The organism is Amycolatopsis sp. NPDC058986 (assembly GCF_042741125.1).
In the GTDB taxonomy this organism is placed as follows: domain Bacteria; phylum Actinomycetota; class Actinomycetes; order Mycobacteriales; family Pseudonocardiaceae; genus Amycolatopsis.
On the sequence record NZ_JBHYJW010000003.1, the window covers coordinates 176,279 to 194,748 of the forward strand.

The 18,470-nt window shown below is 70.5% G+C and carries 16 protein-coding genes; 7 read left to right on the forward strand and 9 right to left on the reverse strand.

Annotation, left to right across the window (positions count from 1 at the left end; translation table 11 throughout):
- Window positions 1-53: 53 nt before the first annotated feature.
- From ACFW0G_RS04500 to ACFW0G_RS04510, 3 genes are read right to left on the reverse strand one after another with little or no spacing between them, the layout of a single operon-like run.
- The gene (locus ACFW0G_RS04500; RefSeq protein ID WP_378323330.1) at window positions 54-938 is read right to left on the reverse strand and encodes an aminoglycoside phosphotransferase family protein; all 885 of its coding nucleotides are present in this window, start codon (window positions 936-938) and stop codon (window positions 54-56) included.
- Window positions 938-1,753, reverse strand: a complete 816-nt coding sequence (locus tag ACFW0G_RS04505; protein ID WP_378323331.1) for an SCO1664 family protein — start codon at window positions 1,751-1,753, stop codon at window positions 938-940. The genes ACFW0G_RS04500 and ACFW0G_RS04505 overlap by 1 nt, the downstream gene beginning before the upstream one ends.
- Window positions 1,754-1,760: 7 nt before the next feature.
- Window positions 1,761-2,336 (reverse strand): DUF3090 domain-containing protein, encoded by a 576-nt coding sequence (locus ACFW0G_RS04510; RefSeq protein WP_378323333.1) that lies wholly within the window; start codon window positions 2,334-2,336, stop codon window positions 1,761-1,763.
- Between the two features lie 81 nt (window positions 2,337-2,417).
- Here ACFW0G_RS04510 and ACFW0G_RS04515 point away from each other — a divergent pair, with 81 nt between their 5' ends.
- From ACFW0G_RS04515 to ACFW0G_RS04530, 4 genes are all read left to right on the forward strand, one after another.
- Window positions 2,418-4,358: a prolyl oligopeptidase family serine peptidase gene (locus ACFW0G_RS04515; RefSeq protein ID WP_378323334.1), complete on the forward strand. Its 1,941-nt coding sequence runs from the start codon at window positions 2,418-2,420 to the stop codon at window positions 4,356-4,358.
- Window positions 4,355-5,257: an LD-carboxypeptidase gene (locus ACFW0G_RS04520; RefSeq protein ID WP_378323335.1), complete on the forward strand. Its 903-nt coding sequence runs from the start codon at window positions 4,355-4,357 to the stop codon at window positions 5,255-5,257. The genes ACFW0G_RS04515 and ACFW0G_RS04520 overlap by 4 nt, the downstream gene beginning before the upstream one ends.
- Window positions 5,258-5,610: 353 nt before the next feature.
- Window positions 5,611-6,039, forward strand: a complete 429-nt coding sequence (locus ACFW0G_RS04525; RefSeq protein ID WP_378323336.1) for a TIGR03668 family PPOX class F420-dependent oxidoreductase — start codon at window positions 5,611-5,613, stop codon at window positions 6,037-6,039.
- Between the two features lie 44 nt (window positions 6,040-6,083).
- Window positions 6,084-6,761, forward strand: coding sequence for a hypothetical protein (locus ACFW0G_RS04530; RefSeq protein ID WP_378323337.1), 678 nt, complete (start codon window positions 6,084-6,086; stop codon window positions 6,759-6,761).
- Here the strand turns inward: ACFW0G_RS04530 and mptB are convergent.
- The 5 genes from mptB to ACFW0G_RS04555 form a co-directional block, all read right to left on the reverse strand.
- Window positions 6,748-8,331 carry a polyprenol phosphomannose-dependent alpha 1,6 mannosyltransferase MptB gene (gene mptB, locus ACFW0G_RS04535; protein ID WP_378323338.1) on the reverse strand — a complete coding sequence of 528 codons (1,584 nt, stop codon included), beginning with the start codon at window positions 8,329-8,331 and terminating at the stop codon, window positions 6,748-6,750. The genes ACFW0G_RS04530 and mptB overlap by 14 nt on opposite strands.
- Window positions 8,332-8,413: 82 nt before the next feature.
- Window positions 8,414-10,066, reverse strand: a complete 1,653-nt coding sequence (nikE, locus tag ACFW0G_RS04540; protein ID WP_378323340.1) for a nickel ABC transporter ATP-binding protein NikE — start codon at window positions 10,064-10,066, stop codon at window positions 8,414-8,416.
- The gene (locus tag ACFW0G_RS04545) at window positions 10,063-10,977 is read right to left on the reverse strand and encodes an ABC transporter permease (RefSeq protein ID WP_378323341.1); all 915 of its coding nucleotides are present in this window, start codon (window positions 10,975-10,977) and stop codon (window positions 10,063-10,065) included. Before ACFW0G_RS04545 ends, nikE begins: the two co-directional genes overlap by 4 nt.
- Window positions 10,974-12,002 carry an ABC transporter permease gene (locus ACFW0G_RS04550; RefSeq protein WP_378323342.1) on the reverse strand — a complete coding sequence of 343 codons (1,029 nt, stop codon included), beginning with the start codon at window positions 12,000-12,002 and terminating at the stop codon, window positions 10,974-10,976. The genes ACFW0G_RS04545 and ACFW0G_RS04550 overlap by 4 nt, the downstream gene beginning before the upstream one ends.
- 7 nt (window positions 12,003-12,009) lie before the next feature.
- Window positions 12,010-13,761: an ABC transporter substrate-binding protein gene (locus ACFW0G_RS04555; RefSeq protein ID WP_378323436.1), complete on the reverse strand. Its 1,752-nt coding sequence runs from the start codon at window positions 13,759-13,761 to the stop codon at window positions 12,010-12,012.
- 195 nt (window positions 13,762-13,956) lie between these two features.
- Here ACFW0G_RS04555 and ACFW0G_RS04560 point away from each other — a divergent pair, with 195 nt between their 5' ends.
- Both ACFW0G_RS04560 and ACFW0G_RS04565 read left to right on the forward strand, forming a co-directional pair.
- Entirely contained in the window at window positions 13,957-14,784 is an 828-nt protein-coding gene (locus ACFW0G_RS04560) for a M55 family metallopeptidase (RefSeq protein ID WP_378323343.1), read from the forward strand.
- Window positions 14,777-16,066, forward strand: a complete 1,290-nt coding sequence (locus tag ACFW0G_RS04565; RefSeq protein ID WP_378323344.1) for a M20/M25/M40 family metallo-hydrolase — start codon at window positions 14,777-14,779, stop codon at window positions 16,064-16,066. The genes ACFW0G_RS04560 and ACFW0G_RS04565 overlap by 8 nt, the downstream gene beginning before the upstream one ends.
- Window positions 16,067-16,179: 113 nt before the next feature.
- Here the strand turns inward: ACFW0G_RS04565 and ACFW0G_RS04570 are convergent, their stop codons facing one another.
- Entirely contained in the window at window positions 16,180-16,833 is a 654-nt protein-coding gene (locus ACFW0G_RS04570; protein WP_378323345.1) for a class I SAM-dependent methyltransferase, read from the reverse strand.
- Window positions 16,834-17,060: 227 nt separating this feature from the next.
- On the opposite strand from ACFW0G_RS04570, the gene ACFW0G_RS04575 reads away from it, so the two are divergent.
- Complete coding sequence (locus tag ACFW0G_RS04575; RefSeq protein ID WP_378323346.1) at window positions 17,061-18,317, forward strand: glycosyltransferase 87 family protein; 1,257 nt, start codon at window positions 17,061-17,063, stop codon at window positions 18,315-18,317.
- The last annotated feature ends 153 nt before the right edge of the window (window positions 18,318-18,470 follow it).

Below are 18,470 nucleotides of genomic sequence, written 5' to 3' on the forward strand. Positions count from 1 at the left end.
TGTACCGCACGTGGGCGCCGAACACCAGGCCGTGCCCGATCGCGACGATCCGGTCAGGACGCCATACGCAGCAACGTGTCGGTGTAGGCGCTGGGTGCGTCGCGGCGAAGCGCGGGAAGCGCGACCAGCGGCGCCAGCGCGGCGCACCACTGCCGGACCCGCTGGTAATCCGCGTCGAGGTAAGGCCGGAGCGCGTCGATCCCGTCGTCGAGACCGCCGCCTTCGGCGAGCGGGAGCAGTACCCAGTCGACGACGTCGATGGCCGGGTCGCCGAGACTCGGCCGTGGGTCGATGGCGACGCTGCCGCGGCCGGGCCCGCCATCGAGGACGTTGGCGGGATGCAGATCCCCGTGCAGCAGGACGACCGGGCCGGTCGCCGCGAGTTCGGCGGCGCGGGCACGTGCCGCGCGCAGCACATCATGGGGCAGGTGGCGTTCGGCCGCCGAGCCGCGCCACCGGCGTTCCGAGATTTCGAAGATCCGCTCGCAGCGTTCGGCGAGTGTGGGGAATTCCGCGCGCGGAGGGACAGCGTGCACCTGGCCGATGAGTTCGCCGATCTCCGCCCAGGGCACCGCGCCGCCGCGTTCGCTCAGCTGGGTACCGGGTTCGAGCCCCTCCAGCAGCAGGGCCCCGACATCGAGTTCGACGTCGAGGACCTGCACTACGCGCGAACAGCCCGCCCAGGCGAGCAGGGCCGTCGCCTCGTCCACGGCGATCTGCCGTTCGGGCGTCAGTTTCAGCACGACGGACCGGCCGTCGCCGTCCACGCAGAGCAGGGTGCGTCCGGTGTTGCCCGGCTTCGCGTCACGGATCTCGAGATTCCACCGCGCCACCAACATGTCGACGAGATCCGGCAGCGCGTCGCACCACTCGGTGACTTCCGGGCCGAAGCGATCGACGAGCCGCGCGCGGGCGGCTTCGTCGATGATCTCGGTCATCAGAACAGCGGCCAGGGAATGGCGCGCCAGTCGTCGCCGGGTTCGGGGAAGATACCGGCGTCGAGCAGCGCGTCGGTGCGGGCGCCCAGTGCGTGGATCTCGGCGCGGGTCAGGTGTTCGGCGAGGTCGGCGCCGAGCGGGCCGTCGAGCTGCACCCGCAGCTTGCGCAGTTTCTCGACGATGTCCTCTGGCAGCTCTTCGCCGACCCAGCCCCACAGCACGGTCCGCAGTTTCGGGTCGGTGTGCAGGCAGATGCCGTGGTCGACCCCGTAGACGCGGCCGTCGTGCCCGGCGAGCAGGTGTCCGCCCTTGCGGTCGGTGTTGTTGACGACGACGTCGAGCGCGGCCAGTTCGCGCAGCCCGGGGTGATCGGCGTGGGCGAGCACGGCGGGGTCGCCGAAGCGGTCGTGTGCGTGCAGCACGATCCGCCAGCCGTCGGGAACGGCTTCGGGAGCGCGGACGTCGACGACGTCGTCCTCGGTGGTCTCCACCCACAGTTGCACCATGCCGACGCCGAACGGCCCGTCACGCAGGACGGTCGGCGGGACGGCGCCCAGTCCGCTCGCCTCGGCGATCAGGGCGGTGGCGACCTCGCGGCCGGCGAGGGTGCCGTCGGGGAAGTCCCACAGCGGGCGCTCCCCCGAGACCGGCTTGTACACCACGTTCCCGGTGACGCCGTCGAGTTCGATCTCGCAGAACAGGGTCGTGTTGGAGGCGTCGACGAGCCTGCCTTCGACGCTGATCCGGCCGTGCGTGACGAGCGCGGTGGCCGCGGGGTCGGCGGGTTCGGGGTGCCCCGCCCGGATGTGCGCCACGAGTGGTTCAGTCCTCGATGACGTCGACGTCGCGGCGGTACCCGTTCTGACGCGGGCAGATGTGGCCGGCGGGGTCCAGCGGTTCACCGCACAGCGGGCACGGTTTGCGCCCGGCGTTGACGACCCTGTCGGCGCGTTCGGCGAAGGCGCGCGCGGCGACAGGGCTGAGGAACACGCGCACCGCGTCGGGGCCTTCCTCGGTGTCGTCGAGTACGACCGTTTCGTCGATCTCACCCTCGGTGATCGCGAGCAGCTCGATCACGACTGCGCTGCTTTCGGCGTCCCAGCCGATGCCCATGGTGCCGACGCGGAACTCCTCCTCGACCGGCACGGCGAGCGGGTCGACGTCGACGAGGTCCTCGGGCACCTCCTCGGGGACCTCCGCGCCGAACCGGTTCGCGACCTCCTCCAGCAGGGAGCTCAGCCGCTCGGCGAGGACCACCACCTGCTGTTTTTCGATGGTCACACTGATCGTGCGCACGTCCTCGGAGGCCTGGAGGTAGAACGTGCGGTCGCCAGGCTCGCCGACGGTCCCTGCGACGAACCGGTCGGGCTGGCGGAAGACGTGGATTACGCGCGACATAACACCTCCGACCCTAGGCCACCGGAGGGTGATCGGCATCCGCCGCCCCTGCTTCGGCGCGCCGGGAGCTAACCTCTGGGCGTGTCGCGGATCTCCCCATACGGAACATGGACCTCACCCATCACCGCCGCGTCGGCCGCCGCGGCGGGTGGTGGACCACAGTGGCTGGACGCGGTCGGTGCCGAACTCTGGTGGGCCGAGGCCCGGCCCGGCGAGGGCGGGCGGGTCGCACTCGTACGGGCGCTGCCGGACGGCGGGACCGAGGACGTCCTGCCCGCGCCGTGGAACGTGCGCAACCGGGTCCACGAGTACGGTGGCCGTCCGTGGACCGTGGCCGGGGACACCGTGGTGTTCACGCACTGGGCGGACCAGCGCGTGCACGCTCGGTACCCGTCCGGTGACGTGGTCGCGCTGACGCCGGAACCCGAAGTGCCCCAAGGCGTCCGGTACGGCGATCTGCGGCAGGGACGGCCGGGTGAGGTGTGGGCGGTGCGGGAACGCGGCGCCGGGCCGAAGCGCTCGGACGTCGCCAGGGAGCTGGTCGCGATCCCGATCGACGGCGGTGCCGAGCGGGTACTGACGGCGAGCCACCACTTCCTGACCGGACCGCAGCTGTCCCCCGGCGGCACGCACGCGGTCTGGCTGGGCTGGGACCATCCGGCGATGCCATGGGACGGCACGGAACTGTGCGTGGCCGAGGTCTCGCCGGACGGGACGTTCGGCCCGCACCGGGTGCTGGCGGGCGGCGTGGACATCGCGGTGTGCCAGGTCGAATGGGAGGCCGACGGCACGCTGCTCGCGCTGCTCGACCCGGACGGCTGGTGGAACCTGCACCGGATCGGGCTCGACGGCTCGGTGCGGAACCTGGCGCCGGTATCCCGCGAACTGGGCGGGCCGCTGTGGAAGCTCGGGATGCGCTGGTTCGCACCGCTCGGCGGCGGGCGGCACGCGGTACTGGACGCCGGCACGCTCGCGGTGCTGGACGAGTCCGCCGGGACGGTGACGCCGGTACCGGCCGCGGCGGACCTCGTCGAATGGTCGTCGACCTGCTTGACCGCCTACGCGGGCGGTGTCGCCGGGATCGCGGCCGGGGCCGTGCGCGAGTCGGCCGTGGTGCACGTGGACCTGGCCGAGGGCACTCGCCGCGAGCTGACGCCGCAGTCGGCGGAGCTGCCGTCCGAGGAGTTCCTCCCCCGGCCGGAGGAGCGGGAGTTCACCACCGCCGAGGGCGAATCCGTGCCCGCCTACGTCTTTCCCCCGGCGAACCCGGAATTCACCGCGCCCGAAGGCGAACTCCCGCCGTACCTCGTGCTCGCGCACGGAGGCCCCACGGGCCGGTACTTCCCTTCGCTCGAACTGGACATCGCGTTCTTCACCAGCCGCGGGATCGGGATCGTCGCGGTGAACTACGGCGGTTCGACCGGCTACGGCAGGAAGTTCCGCGAGCGGCTGCGCGAGCAGTGGGGTGTCGTGGACGTCGCCGACTGCGCCGCCGTCGCCGAGGCCCTGGTCGCCGAAGGCGTGGCCGACGGGCGGCGGCTGGGGATCCGGGGCGGCAGCGCGGGCGGGTTCACTTCGGCGGCGTCGCTGACCATGACCCGGACCTACCGCGCGGGCACGGTGATGTACCCGATCCTGGATCTTACCGGCTGGACGGGCGAGGGCGGCGAGACGCACGATTTCGAGTCGCGTTATCTGGACAGCCTGATCGGCCCGTTGCCCGAGACGGCCGAGCGATATCGGGAGCGTTCGCCGATCCACCACGCCGGCACGCTCGCCGGGCCGGTGTTGTTCCTGCAGGGGCTGGAGGACGAGATCTGCCCGCCGGAGCAGGCGGATCGATTCGTCGCGTCGCTCGCCGGGCGCGGGATCGAGCACGCCTATCTGACGTTTCCCGGAGAGCAGCACGGTTTCCGTCGTGCGGAGACGATCGTCGCGGTGCTGGAGGCGGAGTTGTCCTTCTACGGGCAGGTGTTCGGTTTCGAGCCCGCGGATGTGCCGCGGCTGGAGCTGTCGCGATGAGGCCACCGCGGCTGCGCGAGGGCGACACGATCGCGCTCGTCGCACCGGCGGGGCCGGTGCCCCAGGCGTTGCTCGACGCCGCGCTTCCCGTGTTGCGCGGCTGGGGTGTGCGGGTCCGGCTCGGCACGGGGGTGCGTGCCGAGCCGTCGTCACCGCGGTATCTGTCCGATTCGGACAGTCGGAGGGCTGCGGAGTTCACCGGGGCGTGGCTGGACCCGGATGTCCATTGTGTCCTCGCCGCACGCGGCGGGTACGGGACGCAGCGGATGCTGGATCTGGTGGACTGGCCCGCGTTGCGGTCGGCCGGGCCGAAGATCCTCGCGGGATCGAGCGACATCACCGCGCTGCACCGCGCCGTCGACGTCCATTTAGGACTGGAAAGTCTGCTTTCGCCTATGCCGGCGAGCGAGTTGTTCGACGAGACGGCGGCCGAGCACCTGCGGCTGACGTTGTTCGAGCCGGAGAAGACCCGCGTTCTGCGTTCCGACGGCTTCGAAACCCTGGTGCCGGGGCAGGCCACGGGGCGGCTGGTCGGCGGGAATCTGGCGATCCTCGCGGCCGGTGTCGGCACGGCGGAGCATCGGCCGGCCGAAGGGATCGCGGTGCTCGAGGACGTCACGGAAAGCGTGTACCGGCTGGATCGGATGCTCACGCAGTTGCTGCGTTCGGGCTGGTTCGCCGGTGTTCGCGGGGTGGTGCTGGGTTCGTGGGCCGGCTGCGGTGATCCGGCGGAGATCCGGGCGATGCTCGTGGACCGGCTCAGTCCGCTCGGGGTCCCGGTGGTGGGTGAGTTCGGGTTCGGCCACGTGCGGTCGTCGCCGACCGTGCCGCTGGGTGCCGAGGCCGAACTCGACGCCGGCCTCGGCACCCTGTCGCTGGTCTCCCCCGCGCTGTCCTGAGCGCTTCGGGCTACTTCCCCTTGTCCTCGGCGCGGTGCTTCCCGCCGCCGCCCGAGTTGTTGATTTCCTGCGTCCGATCCGGATTGCCGTTGGAGCTGCTGGTATCGCTCTTGTTCTCGTGCTTGCCCATCTCGTCCCCCGTCCAGTGTGGTCCTCACTCGAGTTATTCACCGTGGCTAATATCTGCTGAGACCACAAGTCCTGGTGCGGCGCCTCAAACTGGTGGGTGACGCAGCTTCCTCCCCAAGGCGCAATGTGCCTCCGGGTGATGACAAGCGTCAACGGTCGTGGTGCCTGTGTGGGTGGGTTTCGTCCACAGGGGCCGTGACCTTTCCGGCAGTAATGTGGACGGTATGCGAATGTCACCCGGCCAGGCCAGGGAGCGATTCACCGCGGCGCGGGTGGCGCGGCTCGCGACGGCGTCGGCCGACGGCGTGCCGCATCTGGTGCCGGTGACGTTCGCGGTGTCGGGGGACGTCGTGGTGTTCGCCGTGGACCACAAGCCGAAGAGCACGACGGCGTTGCGCCGGCTGCGGAACATCGTGGCGAACCCGGCGGTGTGTTTTCTCGCCGACGGCTACGACGAGGACTGGTCGCGGCTGTGGTGGGCACGGGCGGACGGCGTGGCCAGGGTGCTCACCGACGACGCCGACCGGGCGGAGCCGCTGCGGTGGTTGCGGGCGAGGTATCCGCAGTACGCCGAGCGCCCGCCGGAGCATGCGGTGGTGAGCACGCTGGTCCACACCTGGAGTGGCTGGCAGTCCGCGGACGAAGATCGGTAACGCCGGAGCCCCGTGCGGCGAAGTGCTTTGCACGAGGGGGTTTCATGCGCCGATTCCTGTTGTCCGGTCTTGTCCTGTTGCTCGCCGGTTGTGGTGCCACCGCGGCCCGGACGCCCGCACCACCACCGGTCCCGCCCAGCCCGACGCCGTCCCCGAGTTCGGCGGCTCCCCCGCCGGCGAAGAGCCTCACCGATCTCCGGCCGGCCGACGCGGAACTCGCTCCGTTCGATTTGCGGCTCTTCGGCGACCCGGTGCCGTATCTGGCCAGCGAGAACACCACCTTGGCGCTCGTGGCCGCGTGTGGCGAGAAGCAGCCATGGGACGCCAAGGCCAAACAAGGCACGCAGGTCGAGTGGACCTCGGACAGGAGCAAGGCCAAAACGCACGCGAAGCAGCTGATCGTGCGGTACGAGGGCACGTCCGGCGCGGCGGTGGTGAACGGCGTGAAGCAGGCGTTGCGGTGCGGCACGGTGCAGACCGAGGGGATGTCCGTCCAGGTCGGCGGTGAGGTCGGCCTGCCGTCACTGGGTTTGGACGCGCAGTACGCGTTCTGCGACCAGTTCCCCAGTGGCGACATCGGTCGCTGCTATCTGCTGCTGGCGAAGGGCGACAAGGCATCGGTGGTGGTCATGGCGGGGAACGACCGGTCGGCGCACCCCGAGCGGCAGACGCTGATCCCGAAGATCGCGCCGATCTTCGCCGCGGCTCTCAGCCGCCCGTGACGGAGGTGGCCGGCTTGTCGGTCGGTGATGTGGGCGGCAGGAAGGTGTCCACGGGTTTGCGGCGCCACGCGGCGACCAGGCCGAGCGGGTCGGGCCGCAAGAGGGACGCGGCGGCGTAGAGGCTCGCGGCGATGACGATGGCGATGAACCACCAGTCGTAGAGTGCCTGTTCCCCGGTCGGGTAGTAGACCAGGGTGACGAACACCGACACCGCGACGACGGCCGAAAGGTTGCGCCGCTGCCACTTGTACGTCGAGAGCAGTACGAAGCCCCAGGTCAGGTACCAGGGCAGGGTCGGCGGGAAGAGGATCGCGACGGCGAGCAGGACGACCGCGGCGCGGAAGATGGCCTCCTTGCCACCGCCGCGGGCCAGCCACCACTGCCAGACGCCGAAGACGGCGAGGCCGATCATCGCGATGGCGCGGGCGACGGTGACGAACGGGGACGGCTGGACGTCGACGATCAGGTGCACGAGCGAGTAGAAGATCTCGCCGATCCCGGTCGGGAAGTTCAGCCAGTTCGCGATGAGCTGCGGCGCCTTGAGCCCGGCGAACCAGCCGAGGTTCAGTGAGCCGAGCGAGACCCAGGTGCCGAGCACGAACACCGGGAGGAAGAGGGCGACCGAGGCGGCGCCCGCGCGCAGGAAGTTGCGGACCTTCGACTCGCCGGGCAGGTGGTTGGCCCACACCCACACCAGGAACGGCAGCGCGATGGCGGCGGTCGGCTTGATCAGCATGCCGAGCGTGACCAGCACGATCGCGACGACGTGTTTGCGTTCCAGTGCGGCGAGGACGCCGATGGTGAGGAACGCGAGCATCATCAGGTCGTTGTGCGGGCCGCCGAAGAGGTGGATGACCATCATCGGGCTGGCGACGGCGAGCCACAGCGTCACCGGCAGCTTGCCGCCGAGGTGACGGACCAGCCGGGGCAGCGCCCACAGGGTCCCGGCGAGGCCGGCGAGCAGCACGACGCGGGTGAGGATGACGCCGGGGATCATGTTGTCGCCGGTGAGGGCGACGATTCCCTTGGACAGCAGCAGGAACAGCGGCCCGTACGGGGCGGGCGTGGTCTGCCACAGCGGGTGCACGTTCTGCACGACGTTGGGCAGGACGTTGAGTTCGGCGGGCCCGTTGGCGTACGGATCGAGGCCGTGCAGCAGCTGGGCGCCCTGGCCGAGGTAGGAGAAGACGTCGCGGGTGAACAGCGGCGGCGAGATCAGCAGCGGCGCCATCCAGCAGAACGCGGCGATCAGGACCGGCTTGCTGCCGACGCGCCCGGCGAGCACGTACCGGCCGAGCCGGACCCAGGCCCAGACGACGAGCGCGAAGCCGACGTACAGCACGGCGTTGGCCAGCATCCGGCCGTGGCCGTAGCGGATCCACGACATCGGGCCCTGGCCGAGTACCGGGTCGTGGATCAGGATGCCCCCGGCGCCGAACGCCCCTAGCATGAGCAACGTGCTGCCCACGGTGCCCATGGCGATGGTCCGGTAGGGGAATCGCGAGGGCACGCGAAGGTCGCCCACGGACGGTGCCGGGGACAGCGGTGCCGGTTCTGTCGTAGTCGCCATTTCGTTGCAGAAGATTACACACCGCACCTGTGTGACTGTGCGGCAGCAGCCGATTCCGGCGCCCGGCGGTAAGATCGTGCGATCACCGGTCGGCCGCCGTCCGTGCGGCGGTGCCGCCGGGCAGCGCGGCCAGCAGGGACTTCGTGTAGTCGTGGTGCGGGTCGAGCAGGACCTGTTCGACGGTGCCGGTTTCGACCAGTTCGCCCCGGTACATCACGGCCACCCGGTCGGCGATGTTCCAGGCCAGCCCGAGGTCGTGGGTGATCACGAGCGCGGCGAGGCCGAGCTGCCGTCGCAGGCGCAGCAGCAGTCCGAGGATCTCACCGCGCACGGACGCGTCGAGGGAGGCCACCGGCTCGTCGGCGACGAGCACGGAGGGTTCCAGCGCGAGTGCTCCCGCGATCACGACGCGCTGGCGTTGCCCGCCGGACAGTTCGTGCGGGAGCCTGCCGAGGAACTTCTCCGGCGGCCGCAGTTCCGCGGCCTCCAGCGCCTTGAGGACGGTCGCGCGTTCGTCGGCGAGGCCGTGGATGCGGGGGCCTTCGGCGACGGCCTCGTACACGGTGTGGGCGGGGTTGAGCGCGCTCGCCGGGTCCTGCAGGACCAGCTGCACCTGCCGCCGGTAGGCCCGCAGGCCCGCGCCGCCGGACGGCACCGGGTCGCCGTCGTAGGTGACTTCGCCGGAGTCGGGTTTCTGCAGGCCGAGCAGGGTACGGGCGAGTGTGGTCTTGCCGGAGCCGGACTGGCCGACCAGCGCGACGATCTCGTCGCGGTGCACGGCGAGGTCGACGCCGGCGACGGCCTGGATGCGTTTCCCGGTCCGGTCGCGGAAGCCGACCCGCAGGTCCTTCGCGGCGAGCAGCGGTGTCCCGCCGGGTGCGCCGCGGTTCTCCGGTTCGGGTGGCAGCGGGGTGCTGGTGGCGGGCGCGAACCGGGAGACGGGGTCGCCGACGGTCGGGAAGGCGGCGGCCAGCGCGCGGCTGTGCTCGTGCCGGGGCGCGCTCATCAGCTCCGCGCTGGGCCCTTCCTCGACGATCTCGCCGTCGTACATGACCGCGATGCGTTCGCAGGTGGCGGCGAGCACGGACAGGTCGTGGCTGATCATGATCAGGCCGATTCCCTGTTCGTGGACGAGCTTGCCGAGCAGCGCGAGCACCTGGGCCTGGACGATGACGTCGAGGGCGGTGGTCGGCTCGTCGGCGATGATGAGCCGGGGCGAGCAGGCCAGTGCCATGGCGATCATGACGCGTTGTTTCTGCCCGCCGGACAGCTCGTGCGGATACGCACCGGCCCGGCCCGGCGGCAGGTCGACCTGCCGAAGCAGCTCGGCGACACGCGCGTCGACTTCGGCGTCGGTGGGCGCTTTGTCGCCGGGCGGGTGGAGCCGGATGGGCTCGGCGATCTGCTCGCCGATGCGGCGGACCGGGTTGAGCGCGTGCATGGCGCCCTGGAACACGACCGACGCCTCGGCCCAGCGGACGGCGCGCAGCCGTCCCCAGCGCATCGCGGTGACGTCCTCGCCGTCGAGCAGGATCTCGCCGGTGACCTTCGCGCTGCGCGGCAGCAGCCGCAGGACGCTCATCGCGACCGTCGACTTCCCGGAGCCGGACTCCCCCGCGACCCCGAGCGTGCCGCCGGGCTCGAGCCGCAGGCCGACGCCCCGGACGGCGGTGACCTCTCCCCCGCCGGTGCGGTAGCTGACGCCGAGGTTTTTCAGTTCCAGCAACGGATTCACGATCGTTGTCCCTTGAGCCGCGGGTTCAGCACGGTCTCCAAACCGCGTCCGACGAGGGTGAAGAACAGCACGACCAGGACGATGGCGATACCCGGCGGCAGCAGGTTCCACCAGGCGCCCTTGCTGACGGCGCCGTTGTTGAGCGCGGTTTCGAGCATGGCTCCCCAGGACACGGCGTTCGGATCGCCGACGCCGAGGAAGGACAGGGTCGCGTCGGCGATGATCGAGTTGCCGACGACCAGGGTGGTGTTGGCCAGTACCAGCGGCATGACGCCGGGCAGCACGTGTTTGCCGACGATGTGCAGGTGCCCGCCGCCGAGCGCCTTGGCGCGTTCGATGTAGGGCCTGCTCTCGATCGTCAGCGTCTGGGCCCGCACGAGCCGGGCGGTGCTGGGCCAGGCGGTGACGCCGATGGCGATGATGATGGTGCCGATGCCCTGCGGCATGACCGCGGACAGCGCGATGGCGAGCACGAGCGAGGGCAGTACGAGGAAGAAGTCGGTGAACCGCAGCAGGACCGCCGACACCCAGCCGCCGAAGTGCGCGGCGGTGATGCCGATGAGGGTACCGATCAGGACCGACAGGACGGTCGCGGAGAACCCGACGAGCAGCGAAACCCGGGTGCCCCACAACGTCATCAGCAGCACCGAGCGGCCGTCGATGTCGGTGCCGAGCCAGTACTGCGCGCTGGGCGGGTTGAGCGGCCCGCCGGTCGCCTTCGTGACATCCAGACCGGAGCTGTCGGAGATGACCGGCATCAGCAGGGCCGCGAGCACGGTGACGCCGAGGCAGACGAGCCCGATCAGGCCGGGCTTCTGGCTCGCGAACTCGTGCCAGGTCTTGGCGATCGACGCGCGGCGCCGTCGCCAGGCGATGGTGCGCGGGCTCTCGGCTTTTTCGGTGGTGGTCACGTGGTCCGCACCCTCGGGTCGAGCACGCGGTAGAGCAGTTCCGCGAGCAGGTTCATCAGGACCACCGAACCGGCGAGCACGACGAAGACGCCTTGCAGCACCGGCAGATCGGGTCCGTGCAGGGAGGTGTAGACCAGCTGGCCGAGACCCGGCCAGCTGAACACGGCCTCGACGGTGACCGCGCCGGAGACGACCATGCCGAACTGCATGAACACCAGCGTGACCGTGGGCAGGAGCGCGTTGGGCACGGCGTGGCGCCGCCGGACGAGGTCGTCGCGCAGGCCCTTGGCGCGGGCGGTGGTGAGGTAGTCCGCGTTCATCTCGCCCAGCAGCGACGAGCGCATGATGAGCATGTACTGGGCGTAGAACACCGCGAGCAGGGTCAGGCACGGCAGGATCAGGTGGTGCAGGACGTCGAGGGTCTGCGGCAGAAGCCCGGGCGCGGCATCGGGTGAGTGCATGCCGCGGCTGGGGAACACGCCGTTGGTGACGACCAGCAGGATCAGCCCGAGCCAGAACTGCGGGACCGACCACAGGGTCAGCGCAATCCCGGTCTGGGCGCGGTCGAAGAAGCTGTCGCGCTTCCACGCCGCGCGGATGCCCAGCCACAGCCCGAGCGCGACGGCGAGCACGGTGGCGCTGCCGACGAGCAGGACGGTGGGCCAGAGCCGTTCGCCGATCATGTCGATGACCGGGCGCCGCTCGAGGTAGGACGTGCCGAAGTCGCCTTGCAGCAACCCGCCGAGGTAGCTGAAGAACTGACTCAGCACGGGCTTGTCGACGCCGAGCTGTTCGCGCAGTTCGGCCAGCTGCTGGGGGCTGGTGGGCCGGTCGCGGATCATGAACGCGACCGGGTCGCCGGGCAGCATCCGGAACAGGAAGAAGCCGAGCACGACCACCAGCACGACGCTGGCGAGTGCGCCGCCGATCTTGGTCAGGACGAACCGGAGGGTTCCGGTCCCGCCTCGTCGTTCGTCGGGGTCGACGAGCGACGAGGCGTGTTCGGGAGTGATTGTCTGCGTCAAAGCCTTGCTACTCCCGGTCGTCCGCGTTGCGGCCACGACGGCCGATCAGCACGCCGCCGCCGACGAGCACGACGACCACGACGGCGCCGAGGGCGATCCACAGCCCGGTGTTGCCGCCGCCGCTGTCGTTCGACGCGGCCTGCTGTCCGGCAGGGGTGGCGCCGTAGACGCCCCAGTAGCCGCTCTGTTCGAGGATCTGGCCCTCGGGCTGCGGCTGCTTGGTGAACGACGCGAAGGTGTCCGAGCGGTAGGCCTCCAGCACGTTCTGGTAGTCGAGCACGACGTTCACGTACTGACTGGCCAGCCTGGCCTGGGCCTGCTTGGTGTACTCGGCACGCTTGGCGAGGTCGGTCTCGGCGAGTTGTTTGGCATACAGGTCGTCGTACTGGGGGTCGCAGAAGAACGTGTCGGTGTTGGCGCCCTTGCCCTGCGCGTTCGGCCGCGCCGAGCAGGTGTGCAGCGACAGCACCGAGTCCGGGTCGGGGTTGGTGGAGTAGCCGCCGATGTAGAGGTCGTAGTTGCCCGCGTTGCTGCGGTCGTTGAGTTCCTCGTCGGAGACCAGCTCCTGGCGCACCGAGATGCCGATGTCCTTGAGCCAGCCGGTGATGTACTGGGTGGCCCGCTGGTCATACGGCCGGCTGGCGTGGCCGGCGAGGCGCAGTTCGAGCCGCCCGCCGCCCGGCACGCTGCGGACGCCGTCGCCGCCCTTGACGTATCCGGCCGCGTCCAGCGTCGCGTTCGCCGCGGCGAGGTCGAACTTCGTTCGCTCGGCGTCGGCCGGATCCCAGTGGTAGGCGGAGAAGACCGACGGGATGATGCCGCCGGGCATCTGGGCGTAGCCGCCCATCACCCTGTCCACAATGGTCTTCGGGTCGATGGCCTGCGCGATGGCCTTGCGCAGGCGGACGTCCTTGAGCGCCGGGTTGCCGTTGCCGATCGGCTGGTTGTCCGCGTTCTGCACGCCGAAGTTGATGTTCACCTCGTCGTAGCGGCGTCCCGGTGCCTTGTTGGTGGCGATGTTCGGCTGGCCCTTGAGCGCGTCGAACTGGGTCGGGGTCAGCCGGTTGATGACGTCGACCTCGTTCTGCTTCAGCGCGTTCACCGCCGCTTCGGCGTCCTTGAACACCAGCAGCTGCAGCTCGTCGACCTTGGGCGCGCCACGCCAGTAGTTCTTGTTGGCCTTGAACTTGACGTACTCGTTCTGCTTGTACTCCGACAGCAGGTACGGGCCGTTGCCGACCCCGACGACCGCGGCGGTGTCGGTCTTCGGGTCGTTCAGGTCCTTGATCGGCGCCCACACGTGTTCCGGGACGATCGGGACGTCCAGCAGCGACACCGTCGACTGCGGGGTCTTGGTCTTGATGACCAGCGTGCTGTCGTCCGGCGCCGAGACCGACTCGAAGCTGGAGACGTAGCTGCCGTTGGCGGTGCGCGCGGTCTCGTCGGTGAGCATCCGGTTGAACGTGAACGCCGGGTCCTTGGCCGTCACGGGCTGGCCGTCGGACCATTTGGTGCCCTGGCGGATCTTGAACGTCCAGGTCAGCTTGTCCGGTGAGGTCGTCCACGATTCGGCGAGCGCGGGCGCGGGCTCGGCCTTCTCGGCCGACGGGGTGGTCAGGAACTCGTAGTTGAACCTGCCCACCTGGGTGGCCGCGAGCAGCGTCGCGGTGAACGGGTTGAGGTGGTCGATCCCGGTGATCAGCGCCACCCGCAGCGTCTTGCCCTGCTGGGCCTGGGCGGGTACGGCGAGCGGCAGCATCGCCAGGATTCCCGCGGCGACCGCCGCTCCCGCTCGGCTGATGCGCCGTCTACCCGTCCTTCGGCGAGAGTGCACCGATAACCACCCCAATTTGTCTAGATCACTCGACCCCAAGGCGCAAAAGTAACCACTCGCGCGCCGCCGGTGTCAACGATTGCCACCCGTCAATGCCAAGCCGTGACTAAAGTGCGTCGCATGCGGATCATGATCTCGGCGGACATGGAAGGCGCGACGGGGGTCACCTGGACCGACGACGTCATCCCCGGCACGCCGCACTGGCAGCGGTTCCGAAAATTGTTCACCGGGGACGTCAACGCGACGCTGGCCGGTTTGTTCGACGCCGGTGCCACGGACGTGCTGGTCAACGAAGCGCATTCCTCGCAGCGGAACCTGCTGCTGGAGGACCTCGACGGGCGCGCGCGGATGCTGACCGGGCGGCACAAGCCGCTGTCGATGATGCAGGGCATCGACTCGGGTGTGGACGGTGTCGTCTTCCTCGGCTACCACGCCGGAGCGGGGTTCGACGGCGTGTTGTCGCACACCTATCTGGAGAACCAGATCACCGGGGTGTGGCTGGACGACGTCCCGGCGAGCGAGGGCAGGCTCAACGCGTCGATGGCCGCCGAATACGGCGTCCCGGTCCTGCTGGTTTCCGGAGACGACCTGACGTGTGAAGACGCACGGGACTACGCACCGGACGCCGAGCTGGTGCCGGTGAAGGAGTGTGTCAGCCGGTACGCGGCGATCTGCCTGCCGCCCGCGCGGACCGCGGAACTGCTGTCCGAGGCGGCTGCGGAGTCGATGAAGCGGGCGGGAAAGTCCACGCCCGCACCGGGTTCGCACCGGATCGAGGTCGAGTTCGACGCGAGCCATCTCGCGCAGGCCACCGCGGTGATCCCGACCGTGGAACAGATCGGGGTGCGCCGGGTCGGGTTCGACGCGCCGAACATGACCGAGGCGATGAAGGCGTTCAAGGTGGTCACCGCGATCGCGGCGGGGGCGGTGCAGGGCATCTATGGCTGACGTCGTCGAAGTGTGCGCGGACCTGATCCGGTTCGACACCACCAACCGCGGGGACGGTGACTCCGAGGGCGAGCGCGAGGCCGCCGAATACGTGGCCGGGCTGCTCAACGCGGCCGGGGTCCCGTCGAAGATCCTGGAGCGCGCGCCGCGACGGTCCAATGTGGTCGCCCGGATTCCGGGTACCGACCCGGCTTTGCCCGCGTTGCTGGCGCAGGGCCATCTCGACGTGGTGCCCGCGGACGCCGCGGACTGGTCGGTGTCACCGTTCTCCGGCGAGGTGCGCGACGGGTTCCTGTGGGGCCGGGGCGCGGTGGACATGAAGGACTTCTGCGCCATGGTGCTCGCCGCCGTCGCCTCCGGGCTGCGGCCGCGCCGCGACATCGTGCTGGCGTTCGTCGCCGACGAGGAGGATCGCGGGGAGTTCGGCGCGCACTGGCTGGTCGAGGAGCATCCCGAGCTGTTCGAGGGCTGCGCGGCGGCGATCAGCGAGTCCGGCGGCTACACCTATCCGGTCCCGGCCGCCGGCGGCCGGACGGTGCGGCTGTATCCGGTGGCCACGGCCGAACGCGGCACCGCGCACCTGCGGCTGACCGCACGCGGCCGCGCCGGGCACGGCTCCCGGCCCAACGACGAGAACGCGGTGATCCGGCTGGTGGGCGCGCTGCAGCGGATCGCCTCGCACCGCTGGCCGGTCGAGCTGACGCCGACGGTGCGTGCCTTCCTCGAACGGACAGGGGACGCGCTCGGTGTCCCCGTCGATCTGTCCGATGTGGACGGTACGGTCGCGCGGCTCGGCCCGGCGGGCGCGTTGGTGGTGCCGACGGTGCGGGTGAGCACCACCCCGACGATGCTGTCGGCCGGGTACAAGGTGAACGTCATCCCGAGCACCGCGACCGCGCAGGTGGACGTGCGGGTGCTGCCGGGCACCGAGGAAGCGACCCTCGCCGAGCTGGACAAGCTGCTCGGCGAGGGTGTCGAGCGGGAGTTCGTCGCGCATCAGGGGCCGGTGCAGGCGCCGGTCGACTCGCCGTGGTTCGACGCGATGGCCGGCGCGCTGCGTGCCGAGGACCCCGAGGCCGTCGTCGTGCCGTACTGCATGGGCGGCGGGACGGACGCGAAGGCGTTCAGCAAGCTGGGCATCGACTGCTACGGCTTCGCCCCGCTTTCGCTGCCGGAAGGCTTCCCCTACCGCGCGATGGCGCACGGCGTCGACGAGCGGGTCCCGGTCGAGGGCCTGCGCTTCGGCGAACGCGTGCTGACCCGCTTCCTCACCGAGGTCTGACGCCTCCGATCACGCGAGTTCTCCGCTGGAGCACGTGAGATCGCCCAACGTGCTCCAGCGGGCTCATGTGCGCAGGCGGAGATCTCGCGTGACTGGAGGGAGATCTCGCGTGTTTACCGGGTGAACTCGGCCCACCAGCGGGAGTTGTCCCGGATGGGTTCGATGCTGACCAGGCGGACGCCGTCCTGGGCGAAGGACTCGACCTCGGCGCGGTTGAGCGGCCATGGCGGGCCGCCGGCGGTGTCGACGCTCTCCTCGGCGACCTCGCAGACCAGTGCGGTGCCGCCGGGGGCGAGGAAGCCCGCGACGGAGGCGATGGCCTTCGCGCGGACGTCGCGGGGCATGGCCTGGACGTTGATGATCTCGACGACGAGGTCGAACGCGTGGCGCCATTCGGGTGGTGGCGCGAGCAGGTCCGCGACGCGGTAGTCCACCGTCGAGTCCGGGAACCGGCGCTGTGCGGCCGTGACGGCGGTGGCGGCGACGTCGAAGCCGGTGGTGGCGTATCCGGCGGCCGCGAGGACTTCGGGGTCGTCGCCGAAGGCACTGCCGACGACGAGCGCGCGGCGGCCTCCGCCCGGATGGGCCGCGGCCCAGGAGGCGAGTTCGGGATTGGGCTCGTTCCGCGCCCACGGGACGACGGCTTCACCGTTTTCGGCGGCCGCGTAGAGCTGTTCGAACCAGCCGGTGGGATCCCCGGCGGCGAGGGCGGTCTTGGCGAGGTCGGCGTCGGTGATCCGGTTCTGGCCGGTGGAATGAGTGCTCACCAGGTTGTTTATACCGTGGGACCCCTCCCGGGCCCGCACGGTTTACTACGCGGGCGACCACCGTTCTCCAGTCGTCGCGACGCGGGCGGGGTGGGTGCCGCGCGCGGCGGCTTTGGGGGTCGCGGTGGGTGCGGTGGCAGGTCCACCGCGCCCACCGCGGGAGCGACCGGCACCGGGCCGATGGCCCCCACGACACGGCGGCGCGACCCCACCGGGATGATCGCGGGGTGATTCGGGGACGAGAAGGCCCGGCGACGCTCGCCGGAGTGCTGCGCGGGTGGCTCGATCGGCTCGGCGCCCACCGCTGGGCGGTGATCGCCCTGCTCACGGCGGCGATGGTGGTGACCGCCGGGGTGCTCACGCTCGTCTGCACGATGTGGCCGGTGGACTTGGAGGTGTACCGGTTCGGCGCGCGGGCACTGGCCCATGGCGACGACATCTACGGCGCGCTTCCCCCGACCCGGGGCGGATTCGCGCTGCCGTTCATCTACCCGCCCTTCGCGGCGATGGTGTTCCTCGTGTTCACGGTGCTGCCGACGCCGGTGGGTGCCGTGCTGATGCTCGGGATCTCGCTGACGGCGCTGGGCACGACCGTCTACGTCGTGGTCCGGCCACACGCCTCCCGCCGCACCGCCCTCCTCGCCGCGGTACTCGCCGGGGCAGCGGCTCTCGCGTTCGAACCGGTCCGCGAGACGCTGTGGTTCGGACAGGTCAACCTCGTGCTCATGGCGCTGGTGGTCTTCGACTGCCTGGGACCGAAGACCCGCCTGCCGCGCGGAGTGCTGCTGGGCCTGGCCGCGGCCGTGAAGATCACTCCGGCCGGTTTTCTCCTGTTTTTCCTGCTGAGGCGGGATTTCCGGGCCGCGGTGACCACCGTCGTGACCTTCCTGGCCGCGGGTCTGGCCGGGTTCGTGGTGGCGCCGCAGGCGTCGTGGGCCTACTGGTTCGGCGGCGGGCTGACCGGGGCTTCGGGGATGAGCGGCTCGATCTTCGCCACCAACCAGACGATCCAGGGCGCGCTGCACCGGCTCGGGCTGCCTGCCGTGCCCACGCTCGTCCTCGTCGCGATCGCGACCCTGGCCGCGCTGCTGCTCGCGGCGGGCGCCATGCTCCGGGCCGACCGGCCGACGGCGTTCCTGCTGAACGCGGCGGCGGTGCTCGTGTGCTCCCCCATCTCGTGGTCGCACCACTGGGTGTGGATCGTCCCCGCGACCATCCTGCTCGCTGCCCGCGCCACGAGCCGCCGAGCGGTGACGGGACTGGTGGCCGTCGTCGCGGTTTTCGTCGTCGCGCCGCATTCGTTCCTGCCCTCGCAGGGGTTCCGCGAGCTGACCTGGGGACCGCTGGAGCATGTGATCGGCAACAGCTACCTGTTGCTGGCGTTGGGTTTCCTCGGCTGGCAGTTCTTCGCGCTCCGCGCCGGGACGCCCGGCCGCGCCGCGACGCCGTTGCCGCCGGACTGTCACGAGACACGCTCCGCCTGATCCCGTCGTCCGCTCGACGGACCAGCGGGCACGGCCCGCGCTGTCCGTTTTCGGCCAGGTTTGCGCCCGAAGTCTTGACATCGATGTCAGAACCGGGTTTCGCTTCCTTCGCGCCGCCGGCCCCCGCCCGCACGGCGCGCCACGCAGACCTTG